Origin of the sequence: Caballeronia sp. LZ029, assembly GCF_031451275.1 — a bacterium.
Taxonomy (GTDB): Bacteria; Pseudomonadota; Gammaproteobacteria; order Burkholderiales; family Burkholderiaceae; genus Caballeronia; species Caballeronia jiangsuensis.
In genome coordinates, this window is the sequence record NZ_JARUXO010000093.1 from 442,054 (window position 1) to 456,136 (window position 14,083).

15 protein-coding genes are annotated in these 14,083 nt (G+C 63.4%); 6 read left to right on the plus strand and 9 right to left on the minus strand.

Annotated elements, in window-relative coordinates; genetic code table 11:
* Positions 1 to 196 precede the first annotated feature (196 nt).
* Both QCE73_RS36050 and QCE73_RS36055 read left to right on the plus strand, forming a co-directional pair.
* A complete protein-coding gene (locus QCE73_RS36050) occupies positions 197 to 562 on the plus strand; it encodes a BON domain-containing protein (RefSeq protein ID WP_035504876.1) in 366 nt (121 codons plus the stop codon).
* Positions 563 to 827: 265 nt separating this feature from the next.
* Positions 828 to 1,967, plus strand: coding sequence for a branched-chain amino acid ABC transporter substrate-binding protein (locus tag QCE73_RS36055; protein ID WP_035504878.1), 1,140 nt, complete (start codon positions 828 to 830; stop codon positions 1,965 to 1,967).
* Positions 1,968 to 1,986: 19 nt separating this feature from the next.
* Here QCE73_RS36055 and bluB read toward each other — a convergent pair whose 3' ends face one another.
* The 3 genes from bluB to QCE73_RS36070 all read right to left on the minus strand — a co-directional run bounded on the left by bluB (position 1,987) and on the right by QCE73_RS36070 (position 4,755).
* Positions 1,987 to 2,637 (minus strand): 5,6-dimethylbenzimidazole synthase, encoded by a 651-nt coding sequence (gene bluB, locus QCE73_RS36060; protein ID WP_309885635.1) that lies wholly within the window; start codon positions 2,635 to 2,637, stop codon positions 1,987 to 1,989.
* A gap of 71 nt (positions 2,638 to 2,708) precedes the next feature.
* Positions 2,709 to 3,950 carry an FAD-dependent oxidoreductase gene (locus QCE73_RS36065; RefSeq protein WP_309885636.1) on the minus strand — a complete coding sequence of 414 codons (1,242 nt, stop codon included), beginning with the start codon at positions 3,948 to 3,950 and terminating at the stop codon, positions 2,709 to 2,711.
* A 22-nt stretch (positions 3,951 to 3,972) separates the two neighbouring features.
* Positions 3,973 to 4,755, minus strand: a complete 783-nt coding sequence (locus QCE73_RS36070) for an ABC transporter substrate-binding protein (protein WP_309885637.1) — start codon at positions 4,753 to 4,755, stop codon at positions 3,973 to 3,975.
* A 149-nt stretch (positions 4,756 to 4,904) separates the two neighbouring features.
* On the opposite strand from QCE73_RS36070, the gene QCE73_RS36075 reads away from it, so the two are divergent.
* On the plus strand, positions 4,905 to 5,894 hold the full coding sequence (locus QCE73_RS36075; protein ID WP_404989859.1) for an ornithine cyclodeaminase family protein: 990 nt from the start codon (positions 4,905 to 4,907) through the stop codon (positions 5,892 to 5,894).
* Positions 5,895 to 5,925: 31 nt separating this feature from the next.
* Positions 5,926 to 6,582 carry a transcriptional regulator gene (locus tag QCE73_RS36080; protein WP_273654946.1) on the plus strand — a complete coding sequence of 219 codons (657 nt, stop codon included), beginning with the start codon at positions 5,926 to 5,928 and terminating at the stop codon, positions 6,580 to 6,582.
* Between the two features lie 22 nt (positions 6,583 to 6,604).
* Here QCE73_RS36080 and QCE73_RS36085 read toward each other — a convergent pair whose 3' ends face one another.
* On the minus strand, positions 6,605 to 7,297 hold the full coding sequence (locus QCE73_RS36085) for an NnrU family protein (protein ID WP_309885638.1): 693 nt from the start codon (positions 7,295 to 7,297) through the stop codon (positions 6,605 to 6,607).
* 395 nt (positions 7,298 to 7,692) lie between these two features.
* On the opposite strand from QCE73_RS36085, the gene QCE73_RS36090 reads away from it, so the two are divergent.
* Positions 7,693 to 8,151, plus strand: coding sequence for a ribonuclease (locus QCE73_RS36090; protein WP_309885639.1), 459 nt, complete (start codon positions 7,693 to 7,695; stop codon positions 8,149 to 8,151).
* Positions 8,152 to 8,259: 108 nt separating this feature from the next.
* On the opposite strand, the gene QCE73_RS36095 is transcribed toward QCE73_RS36090, so the two are convergent.
* Positions 8,260 to 8,580: a hypothetical protein gene (locus QCE73_RS36095; RefSeq protein WP_035504895.1), complete on the minus strand. Its 321-nt coding sequence runs from the start codon at positions 8,578 to 8,580 to the stop codon at positions 8,260 to 8,262.
* A 224-nt stretch (positions 8,581 to 8,804) separates the two neighbouring features.
* Between QCE73_RS36095 and QCE73_RS36100 the strand changes: the two genes are divergently transcribed.
* A complete protein-coding gene (locus QCE73_RS36100; protein ID WP_309885640.1) occupies positions 8,805 to 9,065 on the plus strand; it encodes a hypothetical protein in 261 nt (86 codons plus the stop codon).
* Positions 9,066 to 9,070: 5 nt separating this feature from the next.
* On the opposite strand, the gene QCE73_RS36105 is transcribed toward QCE73_RS36100, so the two are convergent.
* The 4 genes from QCE73_RS36105 to QCE73_RS36120 form a co-directional block, all read right to left on the minus strand.
* A complete protein-coding gene (locus tag QCE73_RS36105) occupies positions 9,071 to 10,084 on the minus strand; it encodes a sensor domain-containing diguanylate cyclase (protein ID WP_035504897.1) in 1,014 nt (337 codons plus the stop codon).
* Positions 10,085 to 10,148: 64 nt separating this feature from the next.
* Positions 10,149 to 11,285 carry a porin gene (locus QCE73_RS36110; protein WP_309885641.1) on the minus strand — a complete coding sequence of 379 codons (1,137 nt, stop codon included), beginning with the start codon at positions 11,283 to 11,285 and terminating at the stop codon, positions 10,149 to 10,151.
* A gap of 183 nt (positions 11,286 to 11,468) precedes the next feature.
* Positions 11,469 to 12,980: a cytosine permease gene (locus QCE73_RS36115; RefSeq protein ID WP_309885642.1), complete on the minus strand. Its 1,512-nt coding sequence runs from the start codon at positions 12,978 to 12,980 to the stop codon at positions 11,469 to 11,471.
* Positions 12,981 to 13,120: 140 nt separating this feature from the next.
* Positions 13,121 to 14,074: a LysR family transcriptional regulator gene (locus QCE73_RS36120; protein ID WP_309885643.1), complete on the minus strand. Its 954-nt coding sequence runs from the start codon at positions 14,072 to 14,074 to the stop codon at positions 13,121 to 13,123.
* Positions 14,075 to 14,083: the final 9 nt, after the last annotated feature.

The following is a 14,083-nucleotide window of genomic DNA, read 5'->3' on the forward strand; positions in this document are numbered from 1 at the left end:
CGCGCAATCGTTTGCCGGGCGCTAAGAGAAACAATCGTGGCCGTCGGCGATATCTGACACTCGACTGACAACACTGCGCAGATCGGCGTATCTTTACTTCCCAGCGCACTTCCTTCGGGCTTGCCGCCAGCCGCGTGCGAAGGCAATGGCCCGTATCCAGTGCGTCTGACCAACTTCGTCAAAAAGGAGAATCACAATGAATGCACGAAAACCACTTGCACTGGCGGCTGGCATCCTCGCCGTCGCGGTATCGCTCAATGCGGGAATCGGCAGCGCATACGCTCAGAGCAGCGACGCCGCGCCGGCGACATCGGCCGCGCCGAGCGCCAAATCCACGAAGGCCGCGAACCGGCAACTCGCCAAGGACGTGCGCAAGAGCCTGACCAAGGTGAAGGGTTTGAGTGTGTCGAACATATCGGTGCGTGCTAACGGCGGCGCCGTGACGCTCGCGGGCACGGTGCCCGACGCCGCGCAGATCGACAAGGCAACCGAGGCCGCAAAGGCAACGGCTGGCGTGACATCCGTCAGGAACGCGTTGACGATCCGCGAAATCGGGCAATAAGAAAGACTTTCGCCGCGACATGGACCGGCCACGAGCATCGAGGTCGGTCCGTGGCGGATAGCGCCACGGATAGGAATTTACCCCGAGAACCGAAACGCGGATTTCGGCGGAGAATGGCTTCCGAAACATTCTTTCGACCGCAAAATTGTCGATATAGTGAGTCGGATCGCGCGCCTTGTGCACGATGCTCGGCAGCCGCCTGATTTGACGCAGGCTCGCGACGCCGGCTCGACCGCGTGACATTCCTCTTGATGAGCGCCCTGTCATGAAAAAAGCGATCCTTTCTCTTCTGGCGGCGTCCGCGCTCTGCATCGCCCCGCTCATCGCCAGCGCGCAACAGGCGGTTCGCATCGGCGTTTCGGCGCCGCTCACGGGCCTCGGCGCGGCCAATGGCAAGGACATCGAAAACGGCGTGCGCCTCGCCGTGGAAGAGGCGAACGCGCAGCACTTCAACATCGGCGGACAGCCGGTTCAGTTCGAGCTCGCATCCGTCGATGATCAGGGCGATCCGCGCATCGGCGTGCAGGTGGCGCAAAAGCTCGTGGACGATGGCGTCGTCGCCGTGGTCGGCTATTACAACTCCGGCGTGGCGCTTCCCTCATCGCCGATCTTCGCGAAAGCGGGCATCCCGCTGATCGATCCGGCAGCGACGAATCCGGCCATCACGCGCCAGGGGTTGAACAACGTCTTCCGCATCATCGCGACCGACACGCAGAACTCCGGCAACGCCGGCACGTATGCCGTGAAGGTCACGAAGGCGAAGCGCATCGCGGTCATGGACGACCGCACGGCATTCGGACAAGGCGCGGTCGAAGAATTCAAGAAGGCCGTGCAGGCGGCAGGCGGCCAGATCGTATCCGAGGAATACACCACCGACAAAGCCGTCGAGTTCAACGCGCAACTCACGAACATCAAGGCGGCCAATGCCGACCTGCTTTACTTCGGCGGGCTCGACGGTCAGGCGGGCCTGATCGTCAAGCGCATGAAGCAGCTCGGCATACGCGCGCAGTTCGTGGGAAGCGGCGGCATCGCCGATAGCGTTTTCATCAGTTCCGCGGGCAACGCGGCCGAAGGCGCGATGGCCTGGGAATACGGCCGGCCCGTCGATTCATTGCCGGAAGGCCGGGCGTTCGCAGCCAAGTTCAAGAAGCGCTTCGGCGCGGATACGCTGACCTATGCCCCGTTCGCCTATGACTGCGCATGGCTCGCCATCACGGCGATGAAGCAGGCGAACTCCACGAAGCCCGCTACATTCATGCAAACGCTGCGCACGATGCAATACAACGGCATCACCGGCCATATCTCGTTCGATAAATACGGCGATCTGAATAGCCCGACATCGACGCTCTATCAGGTGAAGTCGATGAAGTGGCAGCCGGTGACGACCATCGGCGCGGAGAAATAAGCGGCGACGCTCGCCTTATCTATTTGTCCGCTGACGGCCATTCGTTCTCGAAGACGCATTCGTCGATAGAACGGCGCTTCGCCCAATGCTCGGTCTCGAGCATCGGCGCAGCGTAGTAGCGTTCGACGTGTCCCACGCAGAGAATCGCGACAGGTCTCGCGCCGGAAGGCATGTTGAGCAACGCGGCGACTTCCTGCGGATCGAAGAGGGAAACCCAGCCCATTCCGAGCCCTTCCGCGCGCGCGGCGAGCCACATGTTCTGGATCGCGCACGCCACCGAAGCGAGGTCCATCTCGGGAAGCGTGCGTCGTCCGAATACGTAGTTTTCGCGGCCGTCCATCAGCGCCATGACGAGCACTTCAGCGCAGTCGCGCAAGCCTTCCACCTTGAGTCGCATGAACGAATCGCGCCGCTCGCCGAGGGCGTCGGCGGTAAGCAGGCGTTCGCGTTCGACAGCGTCTCGCAACTGCGCGCGAATATGCGCATGCGTGATGCGCAGAATGCGCCAGGGCTGCATGAAGCCGACGCTCGGCGCATGCAGCGCGGCGTCGATGAGCCGCTGCATGACGGGCGGCGCGATGGGATCGCTCACGAAGTGACGCATGTCGCGACGCTCGTGAATGGCGCGATAGACCGCTTCGCGATCCGCCTCGCTGAATGCTTTTTCCATGGATATCGATGAAGGTTCAACGCATGGAGAAGCATCATACTGCGTCGGGTCGCCGGCGCTATCGACAGTATTTAAAACCTGCCCACCCGATACGCGCCCGGATCCGCAAACGTCGCTTCGCCACTCATCATCTCCGCCAGAAGCCTCCCCGTGACCGGCCCCAGCGTGAGCCCATGATGCGCGTGCCCGAACGCGAACCACAGTCCCGGATGCCGCTCCGCGGCCCCAATCACGGGCCGCATGTCCGGCGTGCACGGTCGCAATCCGAGCCACGGCGACTCGTCGAGCCGCTTACCAAGCCCGAACACCGGCCGCGCAAGACGCTCGGCACGTTCGAGCTGCACCGGACTCGGCGGCCGGTTCCTGCACGCGAGTTCGACGCCCGTGGTCAGCCGCAAGCCGCGGCGCATCGGTGCGACCACGTAGCCATTCTCGATATCGACGACCGGCCTCGAAAGCGCAACACGTCCATCGTTCGCGTAGTGCATGTGGTAGCCACGCTTGGCCATGAGCGGAATGCGATATCCGAACTTGCGCGCCAGGTCGCCCGACCACACGCCCAGCGCCACCACCGCTGCTTGCGCTTCGACCAGCCCGCTCCCGGTCATCACGCGCCATCCGCTGCCGGTCCGTTCGAGCGTCGCGGCGTCGCCGGTCAGGATGCGTCCGCCTTCGCGCTCCAAGAGCGCCGCATAACCCTTCGTCAACGCGCCCGGATCGATCACGCTGCGCGGGTCCGCCCAATGGATCGCGCCCGCGTAGCCGCCATCGAGCGACGCTTCCAGCCGCTGCAACGCGCCTGCGTCGAGCACCTTCATGCCGAGCCCGTGCTCTTCCGCAATCCGCTGTGCCGCGCCCGCCTCGCGTTCGAACTGATCCTGCGAGCGATAGGCTTCGAGCCAGCCCGTCGGCCGCACGAGATCGGCGACGCCCGCCCGCGCAATCAGCGCCTCGTGCTCCGCCACGCTCATCCGGATGAGCGGCAGCATGTCCCGCGCAGCCGCCGCGAGCCTCGTGGGCGCCGACTCCCACCAGAACCGCGCGAGCCACGGCGCATAGGCCGGCAACGAGCGCAGGTCGTAGCGCAGCGCCGTCGAGCGGTTGAGCGCGAACTTCAGCACGGTGCCCCAGTCACGCGGAAACGCATACGGAACGACCGACGACGCCTCGATCAGCCCCGCATTGCCGAAACTCGTCGCCTCGCCGGGCGCGCGGCGATCGACGAGCGTCACCTGCCATCCGCGCTGCCGCAGATGCAGCGCGACGCTCACCCCCACGATGCCCGCGCCGAGCACGATCACGTCCTGAGTCATAGTCCGATGCCTGATGAAGTGCCTACTTCGCAATGATGTCGCGTTTGAAGTACTTCTGCGACAACTGACTGAGCGTGCCGTCCTTTTTCAGCGCATCGAGCGCGGCGACAACCTTGGCCTTCAGCGCTGCATCGTTCTTGCGCAAGCCGATGCCGGTGCCTTCGCCGAGCGTCGTCGGGTCGGTCAGCGCGCCGCCCGCGAAATCGAAGCCCTTGCCTTCGGGCTTCGCGAGGAAGCCGTCGATGGCCGTCTGCACTTCCTGCACCGCGCCGTCCAGCCGCCCCGCCGAGAGGTCCGCGAAAATCTGGTCCTGGCTCTGATACGTGACGACCTGCACGCCCTCGCTCGCCCAGTGCTTGCGCACGTAATCCTCCTGCGTCGAGCCCTGCAACACGCCCACCGATTTGCCCTTCAGGCTCGCGGGCGACGGCTGCAAGTTGGAGCCGCGCTTCGCGACCATCTGGATCGGCATCACGTAGACGGGCGGCGTGAAGTCGATCGCCTGCCTGCGCTTGTCGGTGATGTTCATCGCCGAATTGATCGCATCGAACTTGCGCGCCTGCAGCGCGGGAATCAGCCCGTCGAAGCTGTTCTCGACCCAGACGCATTTCATCTTGATCCGCTGGCACACCGCGTTGCCGATGTCGATATCGAAGCCCTCAAGCTGGCCCGTCGGCGTCTTGCTCTCGAACGGCGGATACGACGCCTCGACGCCGAATCGCAAAGTCTGCGTATCCGCATGCGCCACGCCGAATGTGAACGCGAGGCCCGCCGCGCCCGCCAGGCAAATCATCTTCCAGTTCATTGTCGTCACCAAAGGTCGTGTGTGTGAATCAACACCGTCGGTCCTGCACCGGGCGCGCAGCGTTTCATCGCGCGCTCACCGAAATATAGACCAGAAATAAAATTAAAGTCTAGAATAGACATAAATGTCCACGATCCGGAGGCCGACGAATGAACCTATCGCCCGAACTCATGCGGGGCGCCGATGCGCCTTTCATCGCCGACGAAGCGCAGGTGCGGCAGGCGCTGCCGTCGCTCGACATCCGCGGCGCGCTCGAAAGCATGTTCATCGCGCTCGGCGATGGCGAAGCCGTCCAGCCGCCGCAGACGCTCACGCTCTTTCCGCGCGACGCGGGAGATTTCATCACCTACCTCGGCGTGCTCGCGAAACACGAAGTGTTCGGCGTGAAGCTCTCGCCCTATCTCGTGAATGCGGGCGCACCGGTCGTCACCGCGTGGACCGCGCTCATGTCGATGCGCACCGGCGCGCCGCTGATGTGGTGCGATGCCGCGCTCCTCACCACCGAGCGCACGGCGGGCACGACCGCGCTCGCCGTCGATCGCCTCGCGCGCGCGTCGAGCCGGCGTCTTTCGATCGTCGGCTCGGGCGACATCGCGCTCGCGCATTTGCGGCACGTCGCGCCATTGCGCGAATGGTCGGAGATCCGCATCCATTCGCCGCGCCTCGCGAACGATCGCGCGCGCATCGCCGCCATCGAAGCGCTCGACGCGCGCGCACGCGTGGCGGCATCCGTCGACGCGTGCGTGCGCGACGCGGACGTGGTCATGCTGTGCACATCTTCGGGCACGCCGGTGCTCTCGCTCGACGCGCTCACCACGCCCGCGCTCGTCACGTCGATCAGCACGAACGTCGCGCGCGCACACGAGATCGACCCGGCCGCGCTCGGCGCGCTCGATGTCTACTGCGACTATCGGCAGACCACGCCATCGAGCGCGGGAGAAATGGTGATCGCGCGGGAGCGTCACGGCTGGTCGCCGGAGGCCATTCGGGGAGACCTCGCGGAACTCGTGCGCGGCGCATGTCCCGCGCCTTCCTTTGAACGTCCGGCGTTCTTCCGCTCGATCGGCCTCGGTCTCGAAGATATCGCTCTCGCGCATGCGCTGCACGTCCATCTCGCGAAGGGGCGCGCGGCGGCGTAGCGGTATCATCGGTTTTCGCGGTTTCGAACCCATGTCTATTTCAATGCCACGACGCAAGACGCAAAAGCCGGATAGCGACGCGCTTCTCGCACGTTATGCGCACATCGCGGACAGCATCACGACGCTCTTCTTCCCGTATGCGGAAGTGGTGATCCACGATCTTTCGGATCAGACGATCGCGTATCTGTCGAACAATCTTTCCAAGCGCGAGATCGGCGACGACTCCGCGCTGGAGGATGTCGAAGAGACTGCGCGCGAGCGGCTCGTCGGTCCGTACGAGAAGCTGAACTGGGACGGACGCCGCATGCGCTGCGTGAGCACGGCGCTCTTCGACGACGCGGGTAACGCCGCGGGCGTGATGTGCATCAACTTCAACATCGCGGCTTTCGAGGAGATGCGCTCGATGCTCGATGTCTTTTTGCGCGGCGCGGGCGTCGTCGCGCAGCCGGTCGAGCTATTCAAGGACGACTGGCAGGAACGCATCAACACGTTCCTGCACGGATGGCTGCGCGATCGGCAACTCGCGCTCAATTCGCTTACGCGCGATCATCGGCGCGAACTCGTGGAGGCGCTGCACGCGCAGGGCGCGTTCAAGGGCAAGAGTTCGGCGAACTATGTCGCGAAGGTGCTCGGCATGGGGCGCGCGACCGTCTACAAGCATCTGCGCGAGATGAAAGACGGCGCGTGAACGTCACGCATCGTGTCCGGGCTTACAACCAGCGCCAGATACCCGCTGCCCATCCGGCGAGCGGCTTATGAGCCCACGTCGCCGCAAACCAGACGACGAGTCCGCCCAGGAGCGCGTGCAAGCCGAATCCGCCCAGCCGCGCGCGCCCGGCGGCGATCGCCGCGAACGGCAAGTAACTCGTCTTCGCTTCCCATGCCGGCCAGAGATCGGGCTGGAGCCGTTCCTTCTTCCGGTCCTGCAAGGCAGCGCCGACAAGCGCAAGGATGACGATAGCCGCCCCCACGATGATGTTCTTCGTCACCGGAAACACCGCGATGTGGCACAGCCCCCAGAGTGCGAACGACCACATCATCGGATGACGCGTCACCGCGAACACGCCGTGCGCCGCGTCCGGTAACGCGGCGGGACGTTTGCCGGTGGGAAGCGCCGGGTTGCGAATCAGGGAGCCCATCAGGAGGATCGACGCGATCAGCATGACCACGGTCACGATCGCCCAGAGCGCGTCGCCTACCGGCCACAAGGGCGTCGTCACGGGCGCCTTCCGGTAGGCCAGTACGAGCCAGCCGAGCGTCAGGAAAGCGATAAGCGAATAGACGCCCTGGAAGCCCGCTTCGCCGACTGCGCGAATCACAGGCTTGCGTAGCGGATGCGACAGGAGAAAGTGGCTGCCTACGAAGGCGATCGCCGCCGCCAGAACCGCGCTGGTGTTGTCCATTTGCCTGTGCTCCTCGACTCCGCGACGGTAGCCGTGTCACTCGAATGAATGTCTCGCGAGTTTGATCGGCGCTCGCATCGCTTTTCGTTGACTTTACCGCGACATTTGTTCGAACGTGCGGCGCCCGGTTTCTTCGCGTGCCGGCCGAGTCTCGTTTGACCGGAAATCGCGCTCTCTTTTCATGCAGTATTCCGAAATACTTCGAGTTCGATTCGCCAGTTGTGTGGAGTGTGCAAGCGCCTCGCACGGCGTCTGAACAAATCCACCGCTGTACCATCGGCTGGTCATACAAAATCCGCCATTTCCCAGACGAACGTTGCTTCGCTCCGCTATTAGCGATACCTTTACATCCATCCTTGTCGTCGTGCCCTGATCAACGAGTGGAGAGCAGCTTCGTGAAGAAAACATGGGTTTTCTCCTGCATCGTTGTCGTCGGCGCGATGCTCGGCGGATGCAACAAGGGCGGCGGATCGCAAAGCGCCACCGAGGCATCGGGCGCATCCGCGAGTCAGGCGCCGGTTCAGCCGGCTCAAAGCGCGAGCGAAGCGCCCGCCGCATCGGGCACGGTAGGCACCGTCACCAAGACACAGTTGCCAACGGAAGCGGGCGAGACACTGCGGCTCATCAAAGCGGGCGGACCTTTCCCGTTCGGCGAGGACGGCGTCCTGTTCCGTAACAGTTCGAACCTGCTACCGAAGCATCCGCGCGGCTACTACCACGCATACACGGTTCGCACGCCCGGATCGACGGATCGCGGGCAGCGCCGCATCGTATGCGGCGGACCGCGCAAGCAGATCGCGGAGTGCTATTACACCGAGGATTACTACGTCAGCTTCAAGCGCATCGCGGAATAAAATCTCCAGCAATGGCGGAAGCTCATGGAAGGAATTTGAACGCGACAAACCGCCGAGTCGGTCACCCGACCCGGCAGCATTTCCCGCGAGTTGTCATTTCTACCGTCTTTATTGCGCCGCAGGCGACTTCACGCTCGGGGTCGCCAGCGTGTTATTGCTCGTGGTCGGCGCGCTCGTGCCCGACGTGGTGTTGCTGTTCGTGCTGCTCGGCAGGCCCGAATTCGGCGCTCTCATGCCCATGCCGCTATCCGAGTTCGTCATCCCTGGCGTGCCATAGCCGCCTGTCGCACCGTTGACCTGGTTCGCCGGGCTGGCCGTGCTGCCTGCCGAACCCGCGCCGTTCGAGCCGCCCGCCGTTTGTGCATAAGCCCCCGCCGACAGGGCGAGTGCGGCCACGGCCGCCATCAAAGTGCTGATTGTCTTGCTCATGTTCCGTCCCTCCTAATCGGGCTGAAGTATGGACGCAGACGCTCGCCGCCTGCTTGACATGAACCCCGCAATCGCCGTGCCGCAGTTTTACAGCCCCTCTTACATTTCCGATTCGACAGTACACCGACACGAAAGCAATGCCCTTCAGAAGCTCAAAGTCCATGCCGATAACAAGAGCTATGGACACCTGTGATAACAACATCGTTGGCGCATTCGAGCTTCGGATGATCGACGCCGACATCGCCCACATTCGACTCGCGATCGAAGCGGTTCTGCACGAGTCGAATTCGGCGCTTCCGATGTTGTATTGGCGCCGGCGTCTGGAGCATTTGCTGCGCAGCCGGCACCTTCTTCACCACCAGTTTTCGGCAGTGGCGGATCTGCTTACGAAGATCGAGAAGATCAGCGAAGCGGAGCGCGGCGATGCGCTGACGACAATTGACCGGGAACCCGCTTCGTCACTTGCGCGCGCTGTCGCCCGATAACATCATCAGTCTCGTTTCGCACGCGCTTTTCTTTCGCGCTTGTCTTCGTACATCGCGGTATCGGCGAGGGCGATCGCCTGATCCGCACTCACGAACCGCACCGCGACAGCACCGATGCTCAAGCCGAAAGCGCCCACCGGATGGCGACCGGGCAAGCTCGTTCCGCTTCCTGCCCGCGCAAAGCGCGCCCGAATCTCGGCCGCGATCCGGTTCGCCTCGTCGAGATCGGCGGGGCCCGGGCCCACGAAGGCGAATTCATCGCCACCGATGCGCGCGAGCATATCCGTGTCGCGCGTGACGCTGGCGATACGCTCCGAGCAGTCCCTCAAATGACTGTCGCCGGCGGCGTGCCCGAACTCGTCGTTGATCTTTTTGAAATCGTCGAGATCGATCATGCCGACGATCACATATGACCCGTCTCTCGCGGCCCTTGCGAGCAGCCGTCCCAGTTCGTCCTGCAATGCGCGTCGATTCGGCAGCCCGGTCAGCGTGTCGGTCAGCGCGAACTTGGTCAGATATTCGTTGGAGCGGCGCACTTCTTCCAGCAAGCGTTCACGCTCGATATGCTGAGCGATGATCTTCGAAAACAGGTTGAGCGCACTGCGCGCACGCGGCCCGATAGCCTGGCTTTTTCTGCTCGCGCCGCAGAGCGTGCCGATGATCAGGCCGTTGCTCGCGCATATCGGCGCACTCGCATAGGTTTCGATGCCGAGCGCCCTGGCAGCCTGCGAGTCGCCCCACACTTCGCTGACGTTGGACGTGAAGCGGCGTCCATCCTCGATGCAGCGCTTGCAAAGCGTGTCCGACCAGGGCACCTCCAGTCCTTCGTCGATGCGAAGCTCGCCCGTGTTGCGCGCGAAATCGACGAACTGAATCCCGGCGGCTTCATCGATGGAAGTCAGATAGACCGACTCCAGCCCCGTGACGATTTCAAGCATTTCAAGCAGCGGTCTCGTGAGCTGTTCCAGACTTTGCGCTGAAGCCACCGACTCCGAAAGCCGCTCAAGCATCAATTCCATAGGCACCTCGTTTAGCCTGAGAAACTGAATTGTAACGGTGCGGAAGTCGGCTTCGCTTAAAGGATCAGAACGCGTGCGTCATCCCGATTCGCGCCACCATCTGATGCGAATTCGACGACGGGCTCGCCGCGCCGGGAATGAACGCCGTATCGAGCGCCGTGCCCGTATTGCCGCCGCTCAGCTTCTGATAAACCAGTTGCGTATAAATGCCGGTGCGCTTCGACAAAAAGTATTGCGCCATCAAGCCGACCTGATTCCAGTGCATCGAGTTATCGAAACCGCCGTGCTTCAGATGCGCCATCGTGTACGTGTACATGCCGGCGATCGACAAATCCGGCTGAATGTCGTACTTGGCGTTGAATTCGATGTTATCGAAGCGCAGGCTCGCGTCATTCACCCCGAGATCGCCGAGATATAGCGACGACACCGGCTGCTGCACGTTCACATGGGTATAGACAAGGCCGAGCGTCGCCGGCCCCGCTCCATAGCTCGCGCCGATCCCGTAGATCTTCTGGTTCGCCGCGACGAAGCCCGCCTCGTCGGAGGCCACGGCGCCTGTCGATGTCGCGCCTGGCGCCGCGAGGTTTTCATAAACCGCGCCGATCGTGAATGTCGCATAGCTGTACTTCAGCCCGGCGCTGTACATGCGATTGCCCGAGAATGCGCCGGCCTGATTGCTGAATCCGTATAGTGCGGTCGCCGTCACGCCGCCGTATTCGCCGCTCGTAAACTTGACCGAGTTGTTCGCATGAAACGTGGCGTCGGTATTGTCGTTATCGAGCGGATGCGAAAACAGATAACCGCCCCAGTAACCATTCGCCGTCATCGGCCCGATGATATCGGTCATCGAATCGAACTGGCGTCCGAACGTGATCGTGCCGAGCGTATCGGATTGCAGTCCGACATACGACTGATAGCCGAACAGCCGACCGTTGTAATAGGCGGCGCCGTTATCCAGCATGAAGCCGCTTTCCAGATCGAAGATCGCATGGAGGCCGTCGCCGATATCTTCGCTGCCCTTCAGGCCCCATCGGCTCGTCACCAGATCGACGCTCGATGTCTGCCATGCCTTGTGTCCACCCGCATTGCTCGTCAGATTGATGCCTTCGTCCAGCACGCCAAACAACGTCACACTGCTTTGCGCATGTGCGGTGGCGGCGGCGAATAGCGATATCGCCGCGAGGACCATCTTCGAATTCATGCTGCTTGTCTCCAGCGTTTGAATGGTTTGAGTTCTATATGTTTCCCGAGCGCGCGCGGCGCCCTGCCCGGTTCACGAGCATGTGCTTTATCGATTGAGGAATTCGAGCGTGAGGATCGCAACCGGAGCGCCGGACCCGGCGCTCCCTTGTGAAACGTGCAGCCTTTTTCGGCCTGTTCGAGATTACCCGCGAGATCCCGCGCGCGCGACGTCATCGTCACGTTCGCGCGCCGCACCGACGAGGCGGCGTCCTTGCGGACCATGAACGGCGTCGGGTTCGGGAAAGCGCCACAGCATCGCCAGATACAGCATGCCGCCGACCACGAACGACACCGGCACGCTGAGATCGCAGCCGCCCGCGAGCGCGCCGAGCGGCCCGACGAACTGCCCCGGCAGATTCACGAACGCGAGACCGATCAACGCCGCCGGCAGCCACGCGCCCATCGCGCGCCAGTTCCAGCCATGCGAGAACCAGTAGTGGCCGCCGCGCCCGCCGCGGTTGAACACTTGCAGATCGTCCGCGAGATAGAAGCCGCCGCGCTGCACGAAGCCGATCACCATGATCGCCATCCACGGGCAACTGAACGTGCAGATGAGCGTCGAGAACGTCGCCACGCTTTCCACCAGATTGAACGCGAAGCGGCCGACGAAGATGAAGCCGATGGCAAGCGTGCCGATCAGTGCCGTCGCACGCACGCGATTGGAGTACTTCGGAAACATGCTCGACATGTCGAGGCCCGTGCCGTAGAGCGCGGTCGTGCCCGTCGACATGCCGCCGATGATCGCGATGAGACACATCGGCAAGAGAAACCAGCGCGGCGACACCGCGAGCAGACCGCCCACGTAATCGTTCGAGCTGATGTAGGTCGGCGCCTGCGTCGCGATGATCGTCGCGGTCACGAGGCCGAAGAAGAACGGCACGAACGTCGCGATCTGCGCGGCGAACACGGCGCCCATCACGCGATGACGCGGCGTCGATTGCGGAATGTAGCGGGCCCAGTCGCCGAGCGTCGAAGCGAACGAAACCGGATTGCTGAGCGCCACGAGCGCCGCGCCGATGAACGCGGCCCAGAAGCCCGCGCCGCCGTGATGGAGCGTGCCCGCGTAGTGCACGTCGAAGGCCTTCGCGAACGCGAACGCGCCGAGCACGAACATGAGGCTCGCCGCCCACACGGCGATCTTGTTCACCCACAGCATGAAGCGAAAGCCGTAGATGCACACGATCAGCACGAGCACCGCGAACACCATGTACGCCGTGCCGAGCGTCCACGGGTTGACCGGCAGGCCGACCATGTCGTGCGCGCCGCCGACGAGCGCATCGCCCGAACTCCACACCGCGAGCGAAAAGAACGCGACCGACGTGAGCACCGCGAGAAACGAGCCGACGATACGGCCATGAATGCCGAAGTGCGCGCCCGACGACACCGGGTCGCTCGTGCCGTTGCGCGGCCCGAACAGGCTCATCGGCGCGAGAATGCAGGTGCCCGCGAGCACGCCGAGCACGATGGCCCACAGGCTCGCCTCGAACGAAAGCCCGACCAGAATCGGAAAGCTGCCGAGCACCGACGTCGAAAACGTGTTGCAGCCGCCGAACAGCAGCCGGAACAGATCGATCGGCCGCGCGTATCGCGAAGCGTCGGGAATGCGCTCGAAACCGAATGTTTCGACCTGCGTGATGCTGGTGTTGTCTGCCATGTTGTCTCGCTCCTTGAGGCGTCGTCCGGCATGCCGGTTCACGCACTATCGTTATCGGCGGTCATTCTGCTGCAGCGGAATGCGCGCCATATTGCGTAGTCAAAACGTTCACATCAGGTCCGGCCAATGTTTGGCCGCGCTCACACCGCTACTGCGTGTTCCGGCTGATCCATCAGCGGCTCGCGCTCGCTCGCGCGCATGCCATAGACGCCGAGAAGGTCTTCACAGAAGGCCCGGACGATCGGCTTGTCGGCCATGCCGCGCTTCATCGCGAGATGCAGCGGCACGTCGAAGCCGAAGGCGGTCCGTCCCAGCACCCGGATCAGGCCGCGCTGCTCGAACGGTTCGGCGTGATGCGTGGGCAGATAGCCGATATGGCTGCCCGAAAGAATCAGCACGGTGGCCGCGTCGATGTTGTCCGCGATGGCCGTCACCCGGCGCTCGCCGATGCTCGCAAGCTCCTCGGGCACGGGATAGCTGCGCCAGATCCAGTCGTGCGCGCGCAGATCGTCGAACGTCACATGCGGGCCGGCATGAAAGAGCGGATGCCCGCGCCCGCAACAGATCACCTGCCGCTCGCTGAACAGCCTGCTGTACGACAGCCCCGCGACGCGATGCCAGAAGTAGCCGATCGCGATATCGAGCTGCTGATTCACGAGGCTTTCTTCGAGTTCCTGCGGCGGCGCGACGTGCATCGCGAAACGCACGGCCTGATCGCGCTTGCGGAACGTGCCGATGGCTTCGGCGAGCCGCGCGTTTTCGACATGCGACGCCTGCCCGATCAAACCGATCGAAAGCGTGCCCACGAGTTTGCGATCGATATCGCGCACCTGAGCGACGAACTGCGAAGTCGCGGCGACCAGCGCGCGCGCCGACGCGACGAAGCGCTCGCCTTTCGACGTGAGCCGAAAGCCGCCGCGTCCGCGTTCGCAGAGCCGAAAGCCCATGCGTGCTTCCAGCGCGGACAACTGCGAGCTGATGGTGGACTGGCGCACGCCGAGCGTCGCTTCGGCGGCCGTGATGCCGCGCGCATCGACGACCGCGAGAAAGACGCGCACCAGGCGCAGGTCGAGATCGGAGGTATTGGAGAACATATGCTTGCG

What these genes read in the sequence shown, in the direction of transcription:
- QCE73_RS36050 (WP_035504876.1), top strand. Translation starts at nt 197, where the DNA reads ATGAATGCACGAAAACCACTTGCACTGGCGGCTGGCATCCTCGCCGTC.
- QCE73_RS36055 (WP_035504878.1), top strand. Translation starts at nt 828, where the DNA reads ATGAAAAAAGCGATCCTTTCTCTTCTGGCGGCGTCCGCGCTCTGCATC.
- bluB (WP_309885635.1), bottom strand. Translation starts at nt 2,637, where the DNA reads ATGGAAAAAGCATTCAGCGAGGCGGATCGCGAAGCGGTCTATCGCGCC.
- QCE73_RS36065 (WP_309885636.1), bottom strand. Translation starts at nt 3,950, where the DNA reads ATGACTCAGGACGTGATCGTGCTCGGCGCGGGCATCGTGGGGGTGAGC.
- QCE73_RS36070 (WP_309885637.1), bottom strand. Translation starts at nt 4,755, where the DNA reads ATGAACTGGAAGATGATTTGCCTGGCGGGCGCGGCGGGCCTCGCGTTC.
- QCE73_RS36075 (WP_404989859.1), top strand. Translation starts at nt 4,905, where the DNA reads ATGAACCTATCGCCCGAACTCATGCGGGGCGCCGATGCGCCTTTCATC.
- QCE73_RS36080 (WP_273654946.1), top strand. Translation starts at nt 5,926, where the DNA reads ATGTCTATTTCAATGCCACGACGCAAGACGCAAAAGCCGGATAGCGAC.
- QCE73_RS36085 (WP_309885638.1), bottom strand. Translation starts at nt 7,297, where the DNA reads ATGGACAACACCAGCGCGGTTCTGGCGGCGGCGATCGCCTTCGTAGGC.
- QCE73_RS36095 (WP_035504895.1), bottom strand. Translation starts at nt 8,580, where the DNA reads ATGAGCAAGACAATCAGCACTTTGATGGCGGCCGTGGCCGCACTCGCC.
- QCE73_RS36100 (WP_309885640.1), top strand. Translation starts at nt 8,805, where the DNA reads ATGATCGACGCCGACATCGCCCACATTCGACTCGCGATCGAAGCGGTT.
- QCE73_RS36105 (WP_035504897.1), bottom strand. Translation starts at nt 10,084, where the DNA reads ATGGAATTGATGCTTGAGCGGCTTTCGGAGTCGGTGGCTTCAGCGCAA.
- QCE73_RS36110 (WP_309885641.1), bottom strand. Translation starts at nt 11,285, where the DNA reads ATGAATTCGAAGATGGTCCTCGCGGCGATATCGCTATTCGCCGCCGCC.
- QCE73_RS36115 (WP_309885642.1), bottom strand. Translation starts at nt 12,980, where the DNA reads ATGGCAGACAACACCAGCATCACGCAGGTCGAAACATTCGGTTTCGAG.
- QCE73_RS36120 (WP_309885643.1), bottom strand. Translation starts at nt 14,074, where the DNA reads ATGTTCTCCAATACCTCCGATCTCGACCTGCGCCTGGTGCGCGTCTTT.